Origin of the sequence: Sorangium sp. So ce367, from assembly GCF_051520455.1 — a bacterium.
GTDB lineage: Bacteria > Myxococcota_A > Polyangia > Polyangiales > Polyangiaceae > Sorangium > Sorangium cellulosum_B.
Genome location: NZ_CP150334.1, coordinates 8,517,249 through 8,536,042, shown reverse-complemented (window position 1 = coordinate 8,536,042; position 18,794 = coordinate 8,517,249). Strand labels below are relative to the sequence as shown.

Annotated in this window: 13 protein-coding genes; 10 read left to right on the top strand and 3 right to left on the bottom strand. The window is 71.0% G+C overall.

What is annotated here, in order from left to right; all coding sequences use genetic code 11:
* Window positions 1–258 precede the first annotated feature (258 nt).
* Together WME97_RS32290 and WME97_RS32285 are read left to right on the top strand one after the other, a co-directional pair.
* The gene (locus WME97_RS32290) at window positions 259–1,263 is read left to right on the top strand and encodes a hypothetical protein (protein ID WP_437543097.1); all 1,005 of its coding nucleotides are present in this window, start codon (window positions 259–261) and stop codon (window positions 1,261–1,263) included.
* Window positions 1,260–2,009, top strand: a complete 750-nt coding sequence (locus WME97_RS32285) for a metallophosphoesterase family protein (RefSeq protein WP_437543095.1) — start codon at window positions 1,260–1,262, stop codon at window positions 2,007–2,009. Before WME97_RS32290 ends, WME97_RS32285 begins: the two co-directional genes overlap by 4 nt.
* Before the next feature lie 167 nt (window positions 2,010–2,176).
* Here the strand turns inward: WME97_RS32285 and WME97_RS32280 are convergent, their stop codons facing one another.
* Window positions 2,177–3,754, bottom strand: a complete 1,578-nt coding sequence (locus WME97_RS32280; RefSeq protein WP_437543093.1) for a DUF6119 family protein — start codon at window positions 3,752–3,754, stop codon at window positions 2,177–2,179.
* A gap of 344 nt (window positions 3,755–4,098) precedes the next feature.
* Here WME97_RS32280 and WME97_RS32275 point away from each other — a divergent pair, with 344 nt between their 5' ends.
* Window positions 4,099–4,269 (top strand): hypothetical protein, encoded by a 171-nt coding sequence (locus WME97_RS32275; protein WP_437543090.1) that lies wholly within the window; start codon window positions 4,099–4,101, stop codon window positions 4,267–4,269.
* A gap of 90 nt (window positions 4,270–4,359) precedes the next feature.
* Here WME97_RS32275 and WME97_RS32270 read toward each other — a convergent pair whose 3' ends face one another.
* Both WME97_RS32270 and WME97_RS32265 read right to left on the bottom strand, forming a co-directional pair.
* Window positions 4,360–5,862: a sigma 54-interacting transcriptional regulator gene (locus WME97_RS32270; protein WP_437543089.1), complete on the bottom strand. Its 1,503-nt coding sequence runs from the start codon at window positions 5,860–5,862 to the stop codon at window positions 4,360–4,362.
* A gap of 93 nt (window positions 5,863–5,955) precedes the next feature.
* Window positions 5,956–6,279, bottom strand: coding sequence for a response regulator transcription factor (locus WME97_RS32265; RefSeq protein ID WP_437543087.1), 324 nt, complete (start codon window positions 6,277–6,279; stop codon window positions 5,956–5,958).
* 303 nt (window positions 6,280–6,582) lie between these two features.
* Here WME97_RS32265 and WME97_RS32260 point away from each other — a divergent pair, with 303 nt between their 5' ends.
* The 7 genes from WME97_RS32260 (at window position 6,583) to WME97_RS32230 (ending at window position 18,767) form a co-directional block, all read left to right on the top strand.
* A complete protein-coding gene (locus WME97_RS32260; protein WP_437543085.1) occupies window positions 6,583–7,233 on the top strand; it encodes an iron-containing redox enzyme family protein in 651 nt (216 codons plus the stop codon).
* Between the two features lie 108 nt (window positions 7,234–7,341).
* On the top strand, window positions 7,342–8,130 hold the full coding sequence (locus tag WME97_RS32255) for a GNAT family N-acetyltransferase (RefSeq protein ID WP_437543082.1): 789 nt from the start codon (window positions 7,342–7,344) through the stop codon (window positions 8,128–8,130).
* A 38-nt stretch (window positions 8,131–8,168) separates the two neighbouring features.
* Entirely contained in the window at window positions 8,169–9,263 is a 1,095-nt protein-coding gene (locus tag WME97_RS32250; RefSeq protein WP_437543080.1) for a helix-turn-helix transcriptional regulator, read from the top strand.
* 168 nt (window positions 9,264–9,431) lie between these two features.
* Window positions 9,432–10,562, top strand: a complete 1,131-nt coding sequence (locus tag WME97_RS32245) for a metallophosphoesterase family protein (RefSeq protein ID WP_437543078.1) — start codon at window positions 9,432–9,434, stop codon at window positions 10,560–10,562.
* On the top strand, window positions 10,559–14,302 hold the full coding sequence (locus WME97_RS32240) for an AAA family ATPase (RefSeq protein WP_437543076.1): 3,744 nt from the start codon (window positions 10,559–10,561) through the stop codon (window positions 14,300–14,302). Before WME97_RS32245 ends, WME97_RS32240 begins: the two co-directional genes overlap by 4 nt.
* A 237-nt stretch (window positions 14,303–14,539) precedes the next feature.
* Window positions 14,540–15,325 carry a hypothetical protein gene (locus WME97_RS32235; protein WP_437543074.1) on the top strand — a complete coding sequence of 262 codons (786 nt, stop codon included), beginning with the start codon at window positions 14,540–14,542 and terminating at the stop codon, window positions 15,323–15,325.
* Window positions 15,326–15,329: 4 nt separating this feature from the next.
* A complete protein-coding gene (locus tag WME97_RS32230) occupies window positions 15,330–18,767 on the top strand; it encodes a helicase HerA domain-containing protein (protein ID WP_437543072.1) in 3,438 nt (1,145 codons plus the stop codon).
* The last annotated feature ends 27 nt before the right edge of the window (window positions 18,768–18,794 follow it).

The window sequence follows — 18,794 nt, the reverse complement described above, 5'->3', positions numbered from 1 at the left end:
GGATGTGCCTCCTCTTCGAGCGTCGGGGGCCGCGGCTCGTCGCCAGTCAGCTCGGAGCGCGCCGAGCGGTCCCGGCAGGCGAGCTTGAGCCAGACCCGCCACGTCGTGCAATGGTCAGCGAGGACGAGCCCGCTTCTCTTCCTTCGTTCGCGTCGTTCCGGCGTCTTCCGACGTGGTCCACGCGGTCGACGCATGTTCCGGGCGCGTGAGGGGGGAGGGGGGTCGCCATCGCACGTCCTGTTCATTACGCAGAGGGGGATGGTCCGCAGCGGATCCCCTGTCGCAGGCGACGCGGAGCACGCGCTTTCAGCCCGGGCGACGCGCGCCGGCGAGCGCGCGGCGCTCGCTCCTCCGGCCTTCGACGACCCCGCCGGCCAGCTCTCCCGCGCGGGCGAGCTGGAGGTGAGGGTGAGGGCGATGGACGCCCTCCTCTGCGCCGGCGTGCCGTTCATGGTGGCGGGGGCGTATGCCTTCTTCGCGTACACGGGCATTTTCCGGGACACGAAGGATCTCGACGTGATGCTGGACGAGCGGGAGGTGCCGGCGGCGTTCAGGGCGCTGGAGCGGGCCGGCTTCGAGACGGAGCTCATCGATCCGCGGTGGATCGGGAAGGCCTACGCGGGCGACCGCTTCATCGATCTCATCTTCTCGTCGAGCAACGGCCTGGCCGTGGTGGATGGCGGCTGGTTCGAGCACGCGCGTCCGGCCACGATCCTGGGGCACTCCTGCCTGATCGCGCCGGTCGAGGAGATCATCTTCACGAAGGCGTTCGTGGACGAGCGGGAGCGGTACGACGGCGCCGACGTGAACCACCTGATCTACGCGTGTGGGGACGAGATGGACTGGGAGAGGCTCCTCGCCCGGTTCGGTCCCTACTGGGAGGTCCTGTTCGCGCACCTGACGCTGTACCGCTTCGTCTATCCGGGCGCGCGGAGCCGGGTGCCCGGGTGGATCATCGACGAGCTCTGCCGGCGTACGCTGGAGCAGACGCGGGCCGGTGACGCGCCGCTGCGGGTATGCCGGGGCAACCTGATCAGCAGGCAGCAGTACGTGCACGATTACGAGAAGCTCGGGCTCGTCGTGGGGCCCGCTGCGTCCGCGCCCGAGGCGGCGCGGGGGGCGCTGTGCAGGAAGCGCCAGCGGTCTGCGGCGGGGCGATCTCGCCTCGGCAAGGGCAAGCCGGGCCGTGACGGGGCTCCGGGCGGCGGGGAGGGGCCGGGGGTCGAGGTCGAGGCGGCGCGGGTCCGCAAGCCGGGATCATGAGCGCCACGGTCGCTGGAGGGAACGGGGCGCCGGGCAAGCGCCGCATCGCGGCGTCCTCGGATCTGCACTGCCGGCCGGAGCACGGCGCCAGGATGCGCGAGCTCGTGAAGGCGGTGAACGCGGAGGCGGAGCTACTCGTGCTGTGCGGCGATCTCACCGATCGTGGCCATCCCGAGGAGGCGAAGGTGCTGGCCGACGCGCTCGCCGGGCTCTCGATGCCGTGCGCCGCCGTGCTCGGCAACCACGATCTCGACCGGGGGGCGGGCGCCGAGGTCACGAAGCTCCTGGGCGACGCGGGCGTCGAGGTGCTCGACGGCGATCACCTGATCTTGCGCGATGACATCGGCGTTGCCGGCGTGAAGGGCTTCATGGGCGGGTTCGGGAGCGCGACGCTCCAGGCGTTCGGCGAGGGCCCGCTCAAGGCGTTCGTGCAGGAGGCCGTGACCGAGGCGCTGAAGCTCGAGGCGGCGCTGTCCCAGCTCGACAGCGAGAAGAAGATCGTGATCATGCATTACACGCCGATCCTCGAGACGACCGTCGGCGAGAACGTGGAGATAAGGCCCTTTCTTGGGACGAGCCGTCTTGCAGCGCCGATCGATCTGTACGGCGCGGACGTGGTCTTCCACGGCCACGCGCACCACGGGGCGCTCGAGGGGCACACGTCGAACGGGACTCCTGTCTACAACGTGGCGATGCCGCTGCTCAGGAAGCTCACCGGCAAGCCGTTTCTGCTCTTCGAGGTGTGAGCGCCGGCCCTCGGCTTAGCGTGCCGCAAGACCAGTCGCGTGGCCTTGAGCCCTTCACGTCGCGAGGACTCGGCCCTCCTGTGTCGCGACGGGAGCGGGTCGCCGACGACGGCTCGACGGTGATGATGGCGCTGACCGGGCGCTCGCTCCCCGCAGGAGCGCGAGGGTCACGGCACGTCGACCCTCAGCAAGGAGACCTTGTAGCCCATTCGTCGCAAGATCCTTGCTGCGTTTGCGAGGTTGAGCTGGCTCAGGAACGGGAGCGATGAGGGCCAAGCGGCCGTGCGCTTGGTGATGACGGCGTAGACGACCTCGAACGACGCGGCGTCGAACGTGGGAGTGGTGAACAGGGTGGCGTGGTTGGGGTGGCGCTTCAGCAGCGAGGCGACCTTGTTGCGGTACCCATTGTCCGAGACAAGCGCTTCGGCCGAGGCGACGCCTTGCGAGAACAGGTGGCTGAGCGTCGAGGACCGCGTCTTCCTCTTCACGTGCACGAGCTGTCCACCGAGCGTGAGAAGGTCGCAGCATTCAATCGGAGCGTTGGCGCCAGTCACGCTCCTGATCCCACGATCGAGGAGCGCGATGTTCTTCATCGTGGCGGCGACGCGCTCGTTGTAGTCCTTCTCCACCTCGTCCGACTTCGCGGCGGGCAGCTTCAGCCCGGAAGCCGGGATTTGCTTGATGTCGTTCTCGATGCGTCGCGCGTAGCTTGGCTCGATGACGTACCACTCTCCGGCCGACAGCGCGTAGAGATTGTTCTTGTGTGTCGCCTCGTACACAATCGCGTCATAGATGGACCATTTCTCTCGGGTGACGTCGGCGTCGGCGTACTTTACTCCTATGCGATCACGCCTTAGTTTGCTGATGGAGAGCGCGCCTGTGTCCAACGTGCCGAGGTAGTGCGCGAGATCCAGGTCGAGGTGATCGTCCGCGTGGCCCTCGGTGGAGTAATTGAAGGCCGAGAACCGATCCCACTCGATGGGCTTCGGGGCGGCGAGGTAACCGCTCGTCGAGGTGCCAGCGCGTAGACCCTGGAGCAGCAGCTGGTCGAGCTCGTCTTTTAGGTTGGGATCGCGAATCTTTCGAACGTGGTCGACGAACGCGAACTCTTTGAGGTAATCCTTCTTTCCGTACTCATGAAGCAGCCGGTCGCACTTGGCGCCGAGGCCGGTGAACTCGATCTGCGCGTTGAGGGCGAGGGCGTCGCTGCCTGTGACCTGCTTGCCGATGCTCGGGTCTCTCAGCCGACCGGTGACCGAGCGCATGAGATCCCGCGTGACGTCCAGCCCGAACGTCAGCAAACGGGAGCCGGCGCTCGCTTGACGTCTCGTGTGCAACGTCAGGTCTTCCCTGGTGTCCATGTCGACGCTGCGAAGCGCATCGGGGTCGACTGTGTTGAGGGCAACCTTGAGGCCGAAGTCTCGCTCGATGAGCTCCTGGCGCAGCAGGTTGCTCCCGTACCCGAAGCTTATCGCGAAGAACCGGTCGCTGGTCTCCACGATCAGCACCGCCGACGAGGACGCGTTGACCAGGGAGAGGGGTGACCTGACACCTTCGTTGAGCAGCTCGACCCAGGCGGGCGGCTTGCGTGAAGGGGCGGTGGGGACGAACAGGGAGCCTTTGAAGCCGATGTTCTTCTTGAGGGGGTGTGGGGTCAGCGACGCCGGGTCTCGAAATGCATCTCTGGCAACGGCCACGGTCGGCTTGAGAAGCCTGATGTTCAAGGGGCGAACTTTCACTTTCATGGCGCTGATCCTCGTCGTCCGGCGTCGGGGGCCGCGTGCGTCGTCTGCTGCGCTGGCGGTGTTGGGCGGCGCGGGCTACACAGGCTTCTGTTCATCGTGGTGCTTCACGTGGGGGTTGATGTGGCCGTTCAGGCCGCGCGCTCGATTCCCCGGCTGGCGCACGGCGCCGGCACGTCCCGGGATCCGCCGCGCCCCGCGCGCCCTGAACAGTATGTCCTCTGCTTCGTCCGCTCCCACCCGCAGATCTTCGTATGGCCTCGATCGCGTGGCCTGGCTACGATCCCTGGAGTCAATCCGCGCGACGCGCGATGCCGTCACTCGCGCGCTCCGCTCAGGAGGTTTTCATGGCCAAGGTGAGAGAGTTTCACACGAGCACTCCCGAGTACCCGCCCGAGCACCGTGAGGTGTATCACGATCAGAGCGACTGCAAGTTCGGAAAGGCGATCAAGCGCGATCACCAGGTGCCGGGGAGGGGTGGCAAGAAGCGCTGTTCGGAGTGCGAGAGGCTCAGTTAGCTTCACCGCCGGGAGTCCGGGCGAGGTGTGCCGGGCTCCCGGCGGGATCTCGGAGGTGCCACGTCAGCGCGCCGCCCCCCGCGGCGCCGCTCACCCGCCGTGCATATGGAACACGAGGTGCTCGGCCAGCCACCCGTGGCCCCACCGAGCGAGCACCAGGCGGCGACCCTCCTCCAGCGCGGCAGAGTCGGGCATGATCGCCTCGTCGAGCGTCGGCTCGACGAGGTGGCCGCTGCGGTGCGCGGATGGACCTACGTGCAGCAAGACCTGTTCGATCCCGCCCGCGCCGTGGAGCTCGATCTCCAGCACCGTCGGCTTCGAAGCGATCAGCGCCTTGCCTTCGACGAGGACGCTCGGCGCCGGTGAGTCTCCTCGCCGGTGGGTGACCAGCACGACGCTGAGCCTGCCGGCGCACCTCGAGGTGACCTCGATCCGGACCCGATCGCCGCTGGCGAGGGAGAGGATCTCGCCGGAGCCGGCCGGGATCCATGTGCCCTGACGGTATCCCAGGACCGCTGACGTCGCCGGCGGCCATACCGCCACGACGCCCCGCGCGACGGTCCGGATCAACCCGTGTCGCTCCAGGAGGTCGACGTTGTTGTCGAGCGTGCGCCGGTCGCGCGCCCCGAGCACCGCCTGGACGTCGTCGAGGGAGAGCGGCTCGGGGAAGACGTCGAGGAGGCGGCCCGCGAGATCCTGCGACCCTTGCCGAGACACGGCGGCTTTCGGACGGGGCCCGCGCGCCGCGAGGTCGTGGATCATCCCCGCATAGCGCCTCCGGTCGTCCAGGGACGGGCTGACGCTCGGCGCGAACGCGGTGAGGCGATCCGCGCTCTCGGGCGTCCTCCGGCGCGCCCACTCGGCCCGGATCCAGCGCTCCACGTCCTCGACCTTGTCGAGCTGGCAGCGCTTCACGAACGTGCCGAGCTCACGGATGTTGCCAGGCCACGCCGCCGGGTGGTCCGTCAGGCGCCCTACCGCGGCCAGCACGTCGGCCGCGCGCTCCCGAGACAGGGGCAATGTCTTCAAGATCTCCGCCGCGATCCGCGAGGCCCGCTCCGGATCGTCGCGCAGCGGGTCGAGGGCGATCGGGAGGACGTTGATGCGGTGATAGAGATCTTCGCGGAAATGCCCCTGATTGCACATCTCCAGCAGGTCCCTGTTCGTCGCCGCGATGAGCCGGAAGCTCGCGTGGAGGTCGTCGACGCCGCCCACCCGGCGATAGGTGCGCTCTTGAAGCAGCGTGAGCAGCTTGACCTGAACGGCGAGCGGGAGCTCCCCGATCTCGTCGAGGAAGAGCGTCCCGCCGTCCGCCTGCTTCACGATGCCGTCCTTGGTCTGGAGCGCGTGCGTGAACGCCCCGCGCTCGTGGCCGAAGAGGGTGCTCTCCTCAAGCCCCTTCGGGATCGCGCCGCAGTTCTGGGGGTAGAACCGCTTGCCCCGGCGGGCGCTCCGCTCGTGAATCCACCACGCGAGTGCGCTCTTGCCCGAGCCGCTCGGACCGGTGATGAGCACGTCGTCATCCATCATCGCCAGTTTCAGCGTCCGCCGTGTGAGCTCGGGATCCAGGTCGAGCTCGGCCTTGTGTTTCATGAGGGGTCTCCTGGGCATCGAGAGAGACGCCGCCAGTGTCGGCGAGGAGCGTAACAGCCCCGGCGATCCGACGCGCGGCGACGTCGGGGGAGGTCAAGCGGCACCGGAGCGCGCGTCCTGCAGCGACCGATAAGCGACGATGAGCTCGAGGCGGGAGTGGACGCCGAACGCGCGGTAGATCCTCTCCGTGTGCGTCCGGACGGTCCCCTCGCTCCGGGCGAGCTGGGCGGCTATCTGCTTGTACGACAGCCCCGTTCCGACGAGCAGCGCGACCACGTCCCGCTGGCGAGGCGTGAGCGCCGGGCTCGCCGAGGGATCGGCGGGCGCGCGCGGGGGCGCGCGCCGGTTCTCGCTGCGCGCTCGGCGGTCGCGGCGAGGGCTGGCAGGGAAGGTTCCGTTCGGTCTCATCGACGGCATGGCTGTTCGCTCCCGGGCGCCGCGCGGCCGACCCGCCGGCGCCGCTCTCACCCCCGATCGTGAGTTGCACCGCCGACGGAGACCATCCCCCCGTCGGGGTAAGGGCGCGTGGCCTGCGAGCGCGCCGCGAGCTGCTGCAACCTGCAGCAAATCGGGCCCCGAGCGCCGCCTCTGTGCGTGTGTAACTAATCGATTTTAATCGTTTTTATCGATGGCTCGCCGGCTGCTCCAGCGCCCCCTGCGACGGCGGACGGGGCGGGCCCACGGAGGGCTCCCGCTCCGCCGTCCTGGAGGCATCACGCCATGAAAGATCTCGTTTTCCGTCTCGATCGAGAGACCGACAAGCTGATCGAGAGTCTCGATGAGCACCCGGTCGCGCGGACGCTCTTCGCCGGCACCATCACCGCCCGGCGCTACGCGGCTTACCTCGATCAAACCCAGCATTACGTCGGGGTGGCGCGCGAGCTGCTCCGCTCCTCGGCGGAGCGCCTGCTCGTCACGGGCCGGCACCCGTCGCTCGCGCGCCTGTTGATCGAGAAATCCGAAGAGGAGGCCGGGCATGAGGTGTGGGCGCGGAACGATCGCGCCGCGCTCGGGTTCGGGGCGAACGACGCGGGTCCGAACGTCGCCGTCCAGGCGTACATCTCGACGCACCGGTTCGAGGCGCAACAGGGGTGCGGCGCGGCCTTCCTCGGCACCGCGTACGTGCTCGAGGCGCTGTCGGCGCGGCGGGCGCCCGTCGCCGTCCAGAACCTCCTCCGGAGGAGCCGTATCCGCGGCGTCGAGGGGGCCGTGACGTTCCTGCGCGGGCACGCCGAGGCGGACGGCGGCCACATCGACCGGCTCGCCGGCGTCCTGCGCGGCTTCACCGCGAGATCGGACGCCGAGGCGATCGTGCGATCGGCGCGCCGAACACGGCAGTTCTTCCCCGGATTCTTCTCGTCGCCTGGCTGAGCCGGCGGCGCTCGACGACATCGAGCGGTCACTCCGGCGGGTTCGCCGGCGGCGCGCGCCGCCGGCGAACTCGCCTGTCCGCTCCAACAGACCTGTTGCGGAGGAGCCATGAAGAAGCAGATTGGTGCCGGAATCGCCGATACTCAGGGGAAGATCGCGGATGCCCAGCGCGTCCGGTATCATGTGTTCGTGACCGAGAAGGGCCTTGTGGACCGTCACGCCGCCATGCTCGGACGCGAGATGGATGGGTTTGATGATCTCGAGACGACGCTCCACTTCATCGCCTACGACGACGGCCTCCCGGCGGCGACGGCGCGCCTCATCCGCCCCAACCCGGATGTGGCCCGGAGGATCGGGCAGCCGCTCGGGGTCGATCTCGCCGCGCGCTACGACCTCGGCCCGTTCGTGGGCGTCGGCGTCTCGGTCGCGGAGGTGTCGCGGATGTGCGTCGTCCCGGAGCACCGGGGCGCGGCGGTGCTGCGCGCGCTCTACCTCGCCATGGTGTGCGAGAGCCTGCGCGTCGGGCTCACGCACTGGGTCGGCGCGGGCAACGCGGAGACCGACGCGCTGGAGGACGCGGAGATCGCCTACCGGATCGCCGAGCGCGACGGCCTCGTGAGCCCCCGGTGGCGCGTCGTCTCGAGGCCGGGGGCGAGCGCGTCGGGACCTTCGGTGCGGCCGTTCTACACGCCGGCGGAGCGCGCCCGGGCGCGCTCCGGCGACCTCCAGGGGCTGCGGCTGCCGCGCACCCTGTCGACGTTCGGGCGCCTCGCGGCGCGCTACATGGGGCGGCCCATCCGGGAGCGGGGCTATACCGTGTGCTCGCTGCCGCTCGTCGTCGACCTCGCCGACGCCGTGCGCACCGAGGCGTTTCAGCGCGCCCTCGACCGCCGCTGAGCTGCCGCCGCGCCGCGGGCCCGTGGTACCCTGGGCCCATGGCGGACGGAATCTCGCTCAGGAGCCACGATCTGCGGAAGATGCTGGAGATCAGCGCCTCGCTCGTCGCGGCGCGCGATGCGCGTGGCCTGATCGAGGACACGTTCTCCCCGCTCCTGTCGCTCGTCGGCGCCGAACGCGCCGCGCTGGCCATGACGTCGCTGGAGCGCGAGGCCAAGCTCGATTGGGTCGACAAGGGCCTGCCAGATGCGTTCTTCGACGCCTATGAGAGGATGGAGACCTCCGACTTCGTGCTCGGCGCGGTGCAGTCGAACCCGGGCGTCGTCCTGCGCGACGATCAGATGATCGACCGGAGGTCTTTCCATCGGAACGAGCTCTACCAGTGGGCGCGCGCGCTGGACGCGCCGATCGAGCAGGTGATGGCCGTCATGTTGCCCGTCGGCGCCGGCTTTCAGAGCGGCCTCTCGCTCTACCGGGCTCGGCCGCGCCCGTTCTCTCGGCGAGATCAGGCGGTGCTGCAGGGGCTCACACCCGCGATCACGGAGGCTGTCCGCAACTGCTGGTCGTCCGCCAAGGTGGCACGCTGGGACGAGGTCCTGGCGGCGCTCCTCGAGCAAGAGGACCGCGCGCTCATCCTCGTCCGGTCCTCCGGGTGGGAGCTCGACCGAACGGCGGGCGCCGGTGGGCTGCTCGAGAGGTGGTTCGCGCCCGCCGAGCGTGTCACTGGCAGGTTGCCGCGGCCGTTGCTCGACGAGCTGGCCAAAGCGGGGCGCGCGAGGAGCGCGGGTGACAAGAGGGCACGGCCGTGGAAGAGGGAACGACGTGGCGTGAGCCTCAGGGTGAAGTTCCTCGCCTTGTCCCAGCCGATGGGCGAGCCGTCTTGGGTGCTGGTGCTCCGCGAGGTGCCCGACATCCCGCCCCTGCCCGAGCCGCACGCAGCGAAGCTCACCGAGCGCGAGCGCGCCGTGGCCGCCAGGGCCAGCTGCGGCTGGGACGACAAGACGATCGCCAAGGACGTGCGCAACGATCCGGAGACCGTGAAGAAGCAGCTCAAGAGCATCTACGACAAGCTCGGTGTCCGGGACCGCAGGAAGCTGATGCTGCTCGTTCACGAGGCGTGGTTCGCCGCGTGACAGGGCCGTCGCAGGGCGCGCCCGCGCCTCGGTGCCACAGGCCCCGTACGCAACTCTGCCGATGGCGCTGATCGCGGGATCGCGGTCAAACCACGGGGTCCGTTCGAGGCGTGAGGCGCCGGCTCCACGGTGGGGCGGCGCGCTCCGCGTCGAGCGCGTCGGTGCGCCATGCGTCCATCCACCCGCTTCATCCACACCGCTGACTGGCAGCTCGGCTTTCGCGCGGGCTTCATCCCCGGGGATGCCGGCGCGCTCGTGCGCAACCAGCGCTTCGAGACGCTCCGCGAGATCGGCAACGTCGCCCGCGAGACCCAGGCCGAGTTCATCGTCGTCGCCGGCGACGTCTTCGAAGACCACGGCCTGCGCCCGGCGACGCTGCACGGCGCCTTCGAGGCCATGGCCGAGATCCCGGCGCCGATCTACCTCCTTCCCGGCAACCACGATCCGCTCAGCTCGGACGCCCTCTACCGCAGCGAGCTCTGGCGCCGGGAGTGCCCGCGCCATGTCCACCTCCTCGGCTCGCGAGAGCCGGTGATCGTCCGCGAGGGCGTCGCGCTCCTCGGCTGTCCGCTCTTCGAGCGGCACACCCTCGGCGACGTCACCGAGCACCTCACGCCGGAGCTCGGCCCGCGCGATCACGTGCGCATCGGCGTCGCCCACGGCGGCATCAAGGAGTTCCTCGAGCGGGTGGTGGGTGACGGCGAGCGCGTCCACAACGCCATCCCCGCAGATCGCGCGTCCCGTGCGCGCCTCGATTACCTCGCGCTCGGCGACTGGCACGGGCGCCTCCGCATCGACGAGCGCACCTGGTACTCGGGTACGCCGGAGGCCACGCACTTCACCGAGAAGGACCCGGGCAGCGTCCTCGTGGTGGAGATCGACGCCCCCGGCGCGGCGCCACGCGTGACGCCGCGCCCCGTCGCGGGCCTCGTCTGGGAGAGCGCCGAGCACCACCTCGACGGCGCCGCCGATCTCGTCGGCCTCGAGCGCCACCTCGACGGGTTCGCCCGCAAGGGGACCACGCTGCTCGAGCTCACGCTGACAGGGGCGATCGACGCGTCGACGCGGGCCCGCCTCGACGAGCTCATGGAGGCCGCGCGCCACCGCTTTCGCTTTCTGCGGGTGCGCGATGAGCGGCTTCAGATCGTCGCCCGCGAGGCCGACGTGGCGGACCTCCCCGCCGAGGGGTGGCTCGGGCAGGCGGTCGCGCGGCTCCGCGCGCCGATCGACGGGACATCGGAGGTGGAGCGCGCCGAGGCGTTGCGCCTCCTTCTCCGCCTCTACAGGGCCGCGTCATGAACAAGGGGATCAAGCTCCTCCGCCTTGGTGTGCAGGACGTCGGCAACCTGGTCGGACGGTTCGATCTCGGGCCGTTCTCCCCCGGGATCAACGTGATCGGCGGCCGGAACGAGGCGGGCAAATCCACGCTCGTCAGGGCGCTGCGCGCGGCGCTCTTCGAGCGGCACGACTCCGAAAACCAGCACGTTCAGTCGCTCAGGACGCGCGGGACGCGGAACGCGCCGGAGATCTGGGTCGAGCTGGAGCTCGGCGGCGAGCGGGTCAGCGTGCACAAGCGATTCCTGGAGAGGCCGGTCGTCGACGTCCACCTCCACCGCGACGGCACGGAGGTCCACGGCGCGAGCGCCGAGGAGCTGCTGCTCTCGCAGCTCGAAGGGCGGCGCCCCGGCAAGCGCGACCGCTCGCGGAACCACATGGGGCTCTGGGGGCTCTTGTGGGTCGCGCAGGACGAGAGCGCGTCGGCGGATCCGGGCGGTTCGCTCGATGAGCACGTGCGCGGGGCGCTCTCGGACGTCATCGGCAGGCAGGTCGGCCAGGTGCTCGGCGGCAGGCACGGCGAGCGACTCCGCAGCCGCGTGATCGAGCACGCCGCGCTGTTCATGAACGCGAGGGGCCCGACGGGCGAGTACCGAGCGGCGCAGGAGAGGCTCAGGGCGGCCGACGAGCGCGTGAAGGGGATCGTGGAGGCGAAGGCCGCGGTCGAGGAGCTCGCGCGGACACACGCGGAGCTCAGCGAGCAGCTGCGCGACGCCGAGCGGAAGCTCCCGGAGCTCGAACGAGAGCTCGAGGTCGCCGTCGCGGCGGAGCGCCGCGTGCGCGCGCTCGAGGAGAGCGCGCGCGACGCCGGCGACGTCGTCGCGACGGCGGAGGCGAGGTGCCAGGCGGCTCGGCGCGAGGTGGAGACCCGCGCCGCGCTGGTGGGCGAAGCGGCGGAGCTGGACGCGGCGATGGCCGCCTGCGACGAGGACGCTGGCGCGCTCGCGCGGACGATCGCGGGCGCCGGGCGCGAGGCCGCATGCGCGCGCGAGGCCGCCCGCGCCGCGCGCGAGGCGGTCCTCGAGGCGCGGGCGGCGCTGGACGGCGCCGTGGCGAGCCTCGACCGGTCGCGCCGGCGTGACGAGGCGGCGCGCGTCGCCGGCGACCTGCGCGTGGCCGAGGAGGTGGCCGCCGAGCTCGCGGCAGCGTCCCGTCGCCTGGAGGCGGAGGCGCTCGACGAGCGGCTACTCGAGGAGATCGAGGTCCTCACGGAGAGGACGAGGGCCGTCCGCGCTCGGCTCGAGGCCGAGGGGACGCGCATCGTGGTGCTGACGGCGGACGGGCGTCGGAGCGTCCACGCGGTCGGCGCGGCGTCGACGATCGACGTGCCTGGGCTCGGGCGGCTGGAGATCGAGCCGGCCCACCCCGGGCTCGCGCAGGCGCTTGCGGAGGTCGAGAAGCAGCGGGCGGCGCTCGAGGAGGCGCTCCGCGCGCTCGGGGTCGCGGACGTGGCGGCGGCGCGGGCGAGCAGCTCGGCGCGCGCCGAGCTCGCGCGGGAAGGCGAGACCCTCGTCGCGCTGAAGAAGAAGCTCGCGCCGAAGGGGCTCGACGCGCTCGAGCTCCGGGTGAACGCGGATCGCGCCCAGCGCGCGCAGGTCGAGGCCGCGCTCGACGAGGCGCTGCGCGCGGAGCGCGATCGCGAGGAGCGCCTGCGCGCCCTCGCCGAGCACCGCGTCGACGCGGCGGCGCTGGATGCACTGAGGGCGCGGGAGCGGGACGTCGCGGTCCAGCGCGCGTCGTGCGACGCCATCGCGACGCGCGTGGAGGTCCGCGCGCTCGCCGACCTGCGGATCCGGCTCCCGGGCGCGCAGGAAGCCAGACCCGTGAGCGCCGGCTCGTCCGAGGCGTTCACGTCGGCGGTTCGCACCACCGTGATCCTCGACGACATCGCCGAGATCACGCTCGAGCCGCGCGGCAAGGACCTCGCGAAATCGCGGGCGATCCTCGAGCGGAGCGAGCGCGAGCTCTCCGCCATGCTCCAGGCGCTCGGGGTCGCCGACCTCGAGGGCGCGGTGCAGGCGGCCCGGGCGTGGACGCAGCTCGACGCCGCCCGCGAGCAGGCGGAAGAGCGCCTCGCCAAGGTGGCGCCGGACGGCATCGAGGCGCTCCGCGCGGAGGGCGACAAGGCGCGCAGGCGAAGCGCCTCGTCGGAGAAGGCGTTCACCGAGGCGAGGGAGGCCTTCGCGAATCACGCGCGGATCGAGGTCGCGCTGGCGCAGAACCCCATCACCGGGGAGGCGCTCGCGCGGCTCGTGACCCTCGAGCGCGCGCTCGCCACGGCGGAGGCCGCCGTCGTGCGTCGCCAGGCGCGTGTGCGTGCGGTCGCCGGTCCGGTCGCCTCGGGGCCCCAGCGCGCATGGGCCGTACCGCGCGCGATGCGTGCCGAGGTGGTGGGTGGGGTGGAGTGGGAGATCGTCCCGGGTGAGGTCGGTCGAGAGCTCGACGCCGATGGGGGCGAGCGGCGGCTCCGCGAGGCGCTGGAGCGGGCCGCCGTGGCCGACGTCGGGGCCGCGCGCGCGCGCTTGCAGGCGAGGAGCATCGTGAGCGCGCGGATCGCCGACCTGCGCTGGCGGCTCGCGGGCGTGGCGCCCGACGGGCTGGACGCGCTGCGAGCGCGCGCCGCGGCGCTCGTGGGCGTGGACTCCGCTCCGGCGGCGTCCGCCGGAGGGGATGCGGCGAAAGAGCGCGGCGCGCTCGAGCAGGACGTGGATGTGGCCCGCGAGGCGCTGCCCCCGCTAGAGGCACGCGCGGAGCGCGCCGCGGAGGCGCTGGAGCGCGCGGAGAGCGCGGTTCGCGCGCGGGAGCAACGCCTCCGCGAGGTCGTGGCGACCCGGAACGAGAGGGCCGCGCGGCGCCGCGTGGTGGCCGAGCGGCTCGCCGGCCTGCGGGAGGCCGTTGCCGACGCGGCCCTCTACGAGCGCGCGGAGGTCACGCGCTGGGAGCTCGCCCAGGCGCGCGAGCGCGCGGAGCGCGCCGGGACCGAGCTCGCGGAGGCGATCCCTCAGATCGCGCGGGACGAGGTGCCCCGCGCGAAGGGCGCCATCGACGCGCACAAGCGGCGCTTCGCCGCCCTGTACGATGAGGAGCTGCGACGCCGGACGCTGCTCGAGAAGGCGTCCGGCGACGGGCGGTTCGAGGCGCTCCGGGACGCGGAGGCCGAGCAGCGGGATGCCGCGCAGGATCTCGTGCGGATCACGCGGGAGGCGAACGCGGCCCGCCTTCTTCGCGCGGTCGTAGAGGACGCCTACCAAGCGTCGCAACGCCTCTTCCTAGCGCCCGTCGTGGAGGAGGCGAAGCCGTACCTAGCTCGGCTGAGGCCCGGGACCGAGATCGAGATGACGGGGGATCTCAAGCTCGGCAAGATCAAGCGCCGCGGCGAAGCGGAGGAGTTCGACGAGCTGTCCGGCGGCACGCGAGAGCAGCTGTCGGTGATCGTGCGGTTGAGCCTTGCCCGCGTGATGGCGAGGGACCAGCGATCGCTCCCGCTGATCCTGGATGACACGATGGGGTGGACCGACGACGCGCGCTTCCTATCGATGGTGCAGATCCTCCGGGACGCCGCGAACGAGCTGCAGATCATCCTGCTCACGTGCCATGGATCGCGCTTCGATCGGTTTCAGGCGTCGTATGCCGTCGATCTCGACCAGCTGCGCGAGGCGCGCCAGCTGGCGGTCGAGGCGCCGGCGGCGCGCCGCGCTCCTTAAAGCTGGTGAGCACGCGGGGCTCCGCATCGATGGACGAGCGTGTCTCGGCCGCGAGACGCAGGTTGCGTTACAGCGCGGACGGAGATGGCGCGGACTCGCATCGCCCAGGCTCGTTGCGCTTTGGCCGCGAGGTGTCGTGATGGGTGTTGAGCTTTTCGGCGAGCTGGGCGATGGCAATTCCCGGCCGTGAGTCGTAGGAGCGCTCGCGGCGCTGCAGACCGTGAACCCCGAGGGGCCATGACGACGAAAGCAAACGCGCCCAAGAGACGCGCGACCAAGAAGCGAACGCGACCTGCGCCGAAGAAGCGGACGCCGAGCGACGTCGAGCGAGCGAACGGCGGACTGACGGGGAAGCAGGTGTTTGCCCTCTGGGCGCTGCTGCTCACCGGCGATGGGAAGCCCCTGTCGCAGCAGAAGGTGACGCTCGATAGGGCCGTGTTGAAGGGGCTGGAGGGCGCGCGGTTGATCACGGTCGAGCCCGGCAGCCGGAAGAAGGATCCGGCGTACGGCGCGAAATTCCACGTGACGGATGAAGGCTGGGTGTGGGCGAACCGCCAGGGGCTCGCGGCGGCGTTCGCGCGGACGTCGTCCGCGGCGGTGGTGCTGGAGGCGCTCCTCGCCAGGCTCGCCAAATACATGGAGGTCCACGGCCTCGCGCTCGATCATCTGTTGAGGCCGCGGCCCGCCGCGGAGGCGACGGCGAGCGCCGCGACGCGGCCCGAGGCACCAGGCGCGCCCGCGCCGCGCGTGGCCGAGCCCGCGGCGCTCGAAGAACGGATCCTCGCGGCGTACCTGCAGGTGACGGGCGGGGCCTTGAACGAGTTCGTACGGCTAGCGCAGCTCCGCGCACTGCTCGGCGAGGCGCCGGCCGGCGCCGTCGACGAAGCGCTCCGCCAGATGCAGCGGCAGGGCGGCGCGGTCCTCTATCCCATCGACGACCCGCAGCGAATTCGCCCCGAGGACGACGCGGCGGCGCTCCAGGTCTCCGGCGAACGGCGGGATCTGTTCTGTATCACGAGGTGATCCGATGGATGGATTGAAGGCGTTCGAAGCGGTCGATTTCCAGTCCACGCAGAACCTCGACAGCGTCTGGCAGGATCCCCGGTACGACGTCCCTTCGCTGCACCAGAAGGGGCGGCGCGAGGTGCTCGCCAAGGTCCGTTCGATGGCCGAGAGCCAGGAGACGGGCTCGCCGCTCGGCTGGGTGTTCGTCGGTCCCGCGGGGATCGGCAAGACGCACATGCTCTCCGCGATCCGGCGGGAGATCTTCAAGGTTCCAGCGAGCTTCGTCCTGGTCCACATGACGGACGTCCACGACTTTTGGGAGACGGTCCTCCTCGGCTTCATCGACTCGCTCCAGAGGCCTGCGGGCGCGACGGACCGCACGCAAGGTCAGCTCGTCGTCCAGCACATCGCCGCGCAGGTGCGGGGCGGCGACGGAGCGGCCATGACGCGAGAGCTGGCCACGCTCCGCCCCCCGAAGCTCGTCAATGAAATGGACGCGCTGGTGCAGGGGCTCGGGCGCGCGCACCGGGCGCAGACGCTCAAGCACGCCGACACGCTCCGCGCCCTCGTGCTCCTCAACTCGGACGACATGGAGCTGTCGAACCTCGGATACGCGTGGCTTCAAGGCCACGGCGTCGACGAGAGCGACATGAAGAAGTTCGACTTCAACATCCGCGAGAAGCGGTCGAGCGCGGTGGTCGAGGGCCTGTCCTGGCTCACCAGCCTGCGCTGCCCGACGGTCGTCGCCATCGATCACCTGGACGCGATCGTCACCGAGCACCACCTGCTGGCCGACGCGGGCAGCCTCCCTGACGAGCTCACGGCCCGGCAGATCATCTCGCGCAACATCATCGAGAGCGTGGGGCGCGGGCTGATGGAGCTCCGAGACGTGACGCGCCGGACGCTGACGGTCGTCGCGTGCCTCTTCGAGACATGGGACAAGATGAAGCGCACGGCGCTGAAGTCGACGGCGCACCGCTATGAAGACCCTCGGATCCTCGTGAACCTGTCCGACGTGGCGATGGCCGAGGATCTCGTGAGCGCGCGCCTGGACGACGGCTACAAGCGGGCCGGCTTCAGGCCGCCTTATCCTCGATGGCCGTTCGCGCCCTCCGCGTTTACCTCCATCTCCGACGGGGGGAAGTCGCCGCGCGATCTGCTGCGGCGCTGCGAGCAGCACCGGCGCAAGTGCCTCGACGAGGAGCGGATCACCGAGCTCACCTCGTTCGTGACCGAGGAGGCGCCGCCGCGGAGCACGAAAGTCGCGCCGGTGCTGAGCGAGGCCACCCGGCGCGAGCACGCTCGGCTCGACGCGGAGCTCGAGCGACTCCGCACCTCCGTCAAGGGCCTGAAGGGGGTCACCGAGCCGGACGGCGAGGACGAGCTGGGAGACCTGCTGCGCGCAGGTTGCGAGCTCGTGGTCGCCGAGCAGGAGCCCGACCCTGCCGTGGAGATCGTGATCGACGCCCAGAGCGGCGAGCAGCGCAACTATCCAGCGCTCCACGCCCGCGTGCGCCAGATCTTCACCGCCCATCATGATCGCGAGCGACACCTCTGCCTCCGCGCGCTCACGCGGGACAACGCGATCGCGTTCCAGGCGCGGCTCACGGCGGCCATGACCGCCTCTGGCATCGACCGGCAAATCGAGTTTCGCAAGCTCGTCCTGGTGCGCAACGCGCCCGTCCCGAGCGGCGCCAAGACGACGGTGTTGATGGCGAAGGCTCGCGCAGCAGGGGCGGAGTTGACCGCCGCCAGCGAGGACGATCTTCGTGTGCTGGCCGCGCTGGTCGCGTTGCGCGGGGACAAGCGTGTGAAGCGCGACACCTTCGAGCCCTGGCTGCGCGAGCGCCGCCCTGCCTCTCGGCTCGCGCTCATGAAGCCGGTCGCCGACTGGCTCGGGCGCACGCCGCAGGCCGCCGCGCCTACGGCGGGAGCGGCTACGGCGGGGGCGCCTGCGGCGGGGGCGTCTGTGGCGGGAGCGGCGGTGGGCGCGCCCGCGGCGGGAGCGGCGGTGGGCGCACCCGCGGCTGGAGCGGCTGCGGCGGGAGCGGCGGTGGGGGCGCCTGCGGCGGGAGCGGCCGCTGCGCCCGGATTCCAGCCGCCCGCTGCGTCGTCCACGACCAGCGCGACCACGGTCGTCGCGACGGCTGCCGTGACCGTGGCCGTGGCCTCGTCGGCGGCGCACCCGGGGCCCGCGGCGCCGGTGGCGCGGCCGGTCGTCGCGGTCGGGCATCACGTTATCGGCGAGCGGCTGGGTGGGCTGCAGGTGATCCCGGCCGAGGACCTCAAACAGCACGTGGTCGTGCTCGCCGGCGCGGGATCTGGCAAGACGGTGCTGCTCCGGCGCCTCATCGAGGAGACCGCGCTGCTGGGGATCCCGTCGATCGTCGTCGACGGCGCCAACGACCTGACCCGGCTCGGCGAGCCATGGCCCGAGCGCCCCGACGCGTTCACGGGCGAGGACGTTGAGAAGGCGGCTCGTTATCACGCGCAGACGGACGTGATCGTGTGGACGCCCGGGCGGTCGAGCGGCAATCCGCTGCACCTCGGTCTGATCCCGGATTTCGCCGCTGTCGCGCACGACCCCGACGACCTCACCCAGACGATCGCGATGACCGCGTCCACCCTGGCCGCGATGGCTGGAAAGAAGGCCGATGAGAAGGCTCGTGCGATTCTCGACGCCGCGCTCCGCTTCTTCGTCCAGGAAGGCGGCGGCGATCTCTTTGCCTTCCTCGACGTGCTCGGCGACTTGCCTGACGCGGCGAGCCTGAAGATCTCGACCGCCCGCAAGGTCGCGACCGCCCTCACCGACTCGCTCCGCGCCGCCGTGCAGACGAACCCGCTCCTCCACCAGGAGGGCGAGCCGCTGGACCCCGGCGTCCTCTTCGGCGTCGGCTCCGAGCGCCCTCGCGTCTCCGTGCTCAGCCTCGTCGGGCTGCCGGGGCTCGACGCGCCGCTGCAGTTCGTCAACCAGCTCGCCATGACGCTGTTCACGTGGGTGAAGAAGAACCCTTGTCCGCGCGATCGGCCGCTGCGCGGGCTGCTCGTGATCGACGAGGCGAAGGACTTCGTGCCGTCGCACGGCTCGACCCCGTGCAAGGAGAGCCTGATCCGGCTGGCGGCGCAGGGGCGCAAATACGGCCTCGGCGTGGTGTTCGCCACGCAGGCGCCGAAGAGCATCGATCACAACGTCATCGCCAACGCGAGCACCCAGTTTTATGGAAAGGCGAGCTCCCCGGCGGCGATCGACACCGTGGAAGAGCAGCTCCGCGTCCGCGGCGGCACCAAGTTCGACGTGGCGACCTTGCCCAGGGGACGCTTTTACCTGGCGGGTAACGGCATGACGGCGCCGGTCAAGGTCGCGGTGCCGATGTGCCTCTCGCATCACCCACCCTCTCCCCCGGACGAGGACGGTGTCCTCCGGCGCGCGCGGGCGTCGCGGGCGCGCCTCCAGCCGTAGGCGAGGGCGCGGGCCAGGGGTGGCGGC

Coding starts and splice junctions, on each gene's coding strand:
- WME97_RS32290 (WP_437543097.1), top strand. CDS start 259: ATGGTCCGCAGCGGATCCCCTGTCGCAGGCGACGCGGAGCACGCGCTT.
- WME97_RS32285 (WP_437543095.1), top strand. CDS start 1,260: ATGAGCGCCACGGTCGCTGGAGGGAACGGGGCGCCGGGCAAGCGCCGC.
- WME97_RS32280 (WP_437543093.1), bottom strand. CDS start 3,754: ATGAAAGTGAAAGTTCGCCCCTTGAACATCAGGCTTCTCAAGCCGACC.
- WME97_RS32275 (WP_437543090.1), top strand. CDS start 4,099: ATGGCCAAGGTGAGAGAGTTTCACACGAGCACTCCCGAGTACCCGCCC.
- WME97_RS32270 (WP_437543089.1), bottom strand. CDS start 5,862: ATGAAACACAAGGCCGAGCTCGACCTGGATCCCGAGCTCACACGGCGG.
- WME97_RS32265 (WP_437543087.1), bottom strand. CDS start 6,279: ATGCCGTCGATGAGACCGAACGGAACCTTCCCTGCCAGCCCTCGCCGC.
- WME97_RS32260 (WP_437543085.1), top strand. CDS start 6,583: ATGAAAGATCTCGTTTTCCGTCTCGATCGAGAGACCGACAAGCTGATC.
- WME97_RS32255 (WP_437543082.1), top strand. CDS start 7,342: ATGAAGAAGCAGATTGGTGCCGGAATCGCCGATACTCAGGGGAAGATC.
- WME97_RS32250 (WP_437543080.1), top strand. CDS start 8,169: ATGGCGGACGGAATCTCGCTCAGGAGCCACGATCTGCGGAAGATGCTG.
- WME97_RS32245 (WP_437543078.1), top strand. CDS start 9,432: ATGCGTCCATCCACCCGCTTCATCCACACCGCTGACTGGCAGCTCGGC.
- WME97_RS32240 (WP_437543076.1), top strand. CDS start 10,559: ATGAACAAGGGGATCAAGCTCCTCCGCCTTGGTGTGCAGGACGTCGGC.
- WME97_RS32235 (WP_437543074.1), top strand. CDS start 14,540: ATGACGACGAAAGCAAACGCGCCCAAGAGACGCGCGACCAAGAAGCGA.
- WME97_RS32230 (WP_437543072.1), top strand. CDS start 15,330: ATGGATGGATTGAAGGCGTTCGAAGCGGTCGATTTCCAGTCCACGCAG.